3 protein-coding genes are annotated in these 2,720 nt (G+C 62.5%); 2 read left to right on the top strand and 1 reads right to left on the bottom strand.

What is annotated here, in order from left to right; genetic code table 11:
• The coding region (locus AC1DUU_RS28675; protein ID WP_476786723.1) for an efflux RND transporter permease subunit at positions 1–1,742 on the top strand (1,742 nt) is incomplete at its 5' end.
• Between the two features lie 12 nt (positions 1,743–1,754).
• Here the strand turns inward: AC1DUU_RS28675 and AC1DUU_RS28670 are convergent.
• The gene (locus tag AC1DUU_RS28670; protein WP_476786722.1) at positions 1,755–2,423 is read right to left on the bottom strand and encodes a DUF2161 domain-containing phosphodiesterase; all 669 of its coding nucleotides are present in this window, start codon (positions 2,421–2,423) and stop codon (positions 1,755–1,757) included.
• 111 nt (positions 2,424–2,534) lie between these two features.
• On the opposite strand from AC1DUU_RS28670, the gene AC1DUU_RS28665 reads away from it, so the two are divergent.
• The gene (locus AC1DUU_RS28665) at positions 2,535–2,681 is read left to right on the top strand and encodes a hypothetical protein (protein ID WP_476786721.1); all 147 of its coding nucleotides are present in this window, start codon (positions 2,535–2,537) and stop codon (positions 2,679–2,681) included.
• The last annotated feature ends 39 nt before the right edge of the window (positions 2,682–2,720 follow it).

Here is a 2,720-nt window from a genome sequence, read left to right as displayed (position 1 = left end):
TCTATGTGCCGATCGGCTTCCAGGGCGGCCTGACCGGCGCGCTGTTCACCGAATTCGCCTTCACGCTGGTCGGCGCCGTCACCGTCTCGGCCATCATCGCGCTAACCTTGTCGCCGATGATGTGCTCGCGCATCCTGAAGGCCCGCGACCCCGAACGGCGCGGCTGGCAGGAGCGGCTGACCGAAACCATCGACCGCACCTTCGCGCGCATCCGCAACCGCTACGAGCGCTGGCTGCACGGCAGCCTCGGCTATCTCCCAGTGACAGCGACCTTTGCCTTCATCGTGCTCGGCAGCATCTATTTTCTCTATGCCGGGGCCAAGAGCGAGCTGGCGCCGCAGGAAGATGCCGGCATCATCATCTCGTCGTCGACGCCCGCACCCAATGCGACCCTGGAGCAGAAGCTGCTCTATTCCAGGCAGGTCTACGAGACCTTCGCCAAATATCCTGAGACCGCGCATGTGTTCCAGATCGACGCGCCGGGCACATCGATCGCCGGCATGGTGTTCACGCCGTGGGATCAGCGCAGCCGCACCACCAACCAGCTGCAGCCGGTCATCCAGCAGCAGCTCAACGGCATCGCCGGGGTTCGCGCCGCAGCCTTCCAGCTGCCGCCGCTGCCGGGCAGCCAAGGCCTTCCGATCCAGTTCGTGCTGAGCACGACGGACTCGTTTGTCCAACTCAACCAGGTGGCGCACGATTTCCTGCAGGAAGCCGTGAAAAGCGGCATGTTCATCTTCCTCGACAGCGACCTCAAGATCGACAACCCGCAGTCGGTCGTCCAGATCGACCGCAACAAGACCGCACAGCTCGGCCTGAAAATGAGCGATGTCGGCGCCGCACTCGGCGGCATGCTGGGCGGCGGCTACGTCAACTATTTCAGCCTCGCCGACCGCTCCTACAAGGTGATCCCGCAGGTCCAGCAGGGCAGCCGGCTCAACACGCAGCAGCTGATGAACTATTATGTGGGCGTCGTTAACGGCGTTCCGATCCCGCTGTCGGCCATTGCGACGATTTCCACCAAAACCATCCCCGAATCGATCAATCACTTCCAGCAGCTCAATAGTGCGACGATCCAGGGCGTCGCGGCGCCGGGCGTGGCGCAGGCCGACGCGCTGAAATTCCTGCAGGATCTTGCCAAACGCACACTGCCGCAGGGCTATTCGGTCGATTATGGCGGGCTGTCGCGGCAGTATATCCAGGAATCGTCGGGCTTCATCGCCACCTTCGGCTTCGCCCTGATCATCATCTATCTGGCGCTGGCTGCCCTGTTTGAGAGCTTTCGCGATCCCGTCATCATTCTCGTTTCAGTGCCCATGTCGATCGCCGGTGCGCTGATCTTCATCAATATTGGCATCGGCGGTGCCAGCCTGAACATCTACACCGAGGTCGGGCTGGTGACGCTGATGGGGCTGATCAGCAAGCACGGCATCCTGATTGTCGAGTTTGCCAACGACTTGCAGCAGCAGGGCAAGTCCAAGCGCGAGGCGATCGAGGAGGCCTGCGGAATCCGGCTGCGCCCGATCCTGATGACCACGGCTGCCATGGTTCTGGGCGTGGTGCCGCTTATCATGGCGTCGGGCGCCGGGGCGGTGTCGCGCTACAATATGGGCCTAGTCATTGCCAGCGGCCTGGCGATAGGCACCATGTTCACGCTGTTCGTCGTGCCTGCGGTCTACATGATGATCGCCGCCGACCATTCAAGGCATGCCGAGGCAGGGCAGGTGGCCGAGGCCGGGTGACGCCGACTGTGTCTACACCTCAAGGACAATGAGCTGCGGCCAGCGCTGCAAGGCGTCTCGGCCAGCGTCGGTGAGATCATAAACGCCCCGATCGACCCGGACGAACCAGCCATAGACATTGTCGAGCAGGATTTTGGGCGCGCGCGCGACGGCTTGGGTCAGGTCGCGCGGTCGTTTCGGCCCCTCGGCCAGCGCCACCGCGCATTTTAGCGCATCCTGGCGGTAAGCCGTCATGATCGGCGCGCGAGAACCGCCACCGACCACCGGGTCGCCTTGTCTGCGGCGATRCTCGTCGACCAGCCGCGAGCGCCGTTTCGTATCCCGCCTGGGCGCAAGCGCCACAGGGCTGAGCAACACCTCCACGCGCCCGTCTTCGAAAACGCCGAGCAGACCAAAGCCCAGCCGCCGGCACAGATTGCGGAACCGCTTGTCGCCCTCGCGGCCTTTGCCGCGCTGCGACATGCGCGCAGCAAGCCAGACCTCGTCGGCAGCCRCCGCGCGATCTACGCCTTGAAGGATCAGTTCGAGATTGAATTGCAGCTTCAATTCGCAGACCACCACGATCGGCGGCGCATCTGCACTCAGCGCCAGCAGGTCGCAGCCGCCGATCTCGCCCTTGACCTCGAAACCCAGGCCTTCGAGGAAGCGCTTGACCGGACTGTAGAGCGCTGTTTCAAGCAATCGGGTTTTCCTCAGCAAACATGGCCGTCCGTCAAATGCAGTGGCGGTGGCTCATGCCTATTGCATTTGCTGGTGGCCAGCCAACGACCACCACCAGCATTTGAAAGAATCATGGCGGATATCATGCGAGTGCAGTTGGATGAGTCGAGCCAAAGCTCAGCTATCTGCACCGACGATCTTCAAGCAAGTCGTGCTTGCGAAGAAGTTGCCGCTCTTGGCAATGCGGCAACCATGTCGAAGCTGCATCGAACAAGTTGACGCGGCGACTGGACCAGCGCTACAAGCGCGCCACAAAGG

The sequence above is a fragment of the Aminobacter sp. P4_H6_2 genome, assembly GCF_056400805.1.
The sequence above is the reverse complement of the archived record's forward strand: the minus strand, read 5'-3'. Positions and strand labels throughout refer to the sequence as shown.

Excerpts from the sequence above, each read along its gene's own strand:
- AC1DUU_RS28665 (WP_476786721.1), top strand. The coding sequence starts at position 2,535 with ATGGCGGATATCATGCGAGTGCAGTTGGATGAGTCGAGCCAAAGCTCA.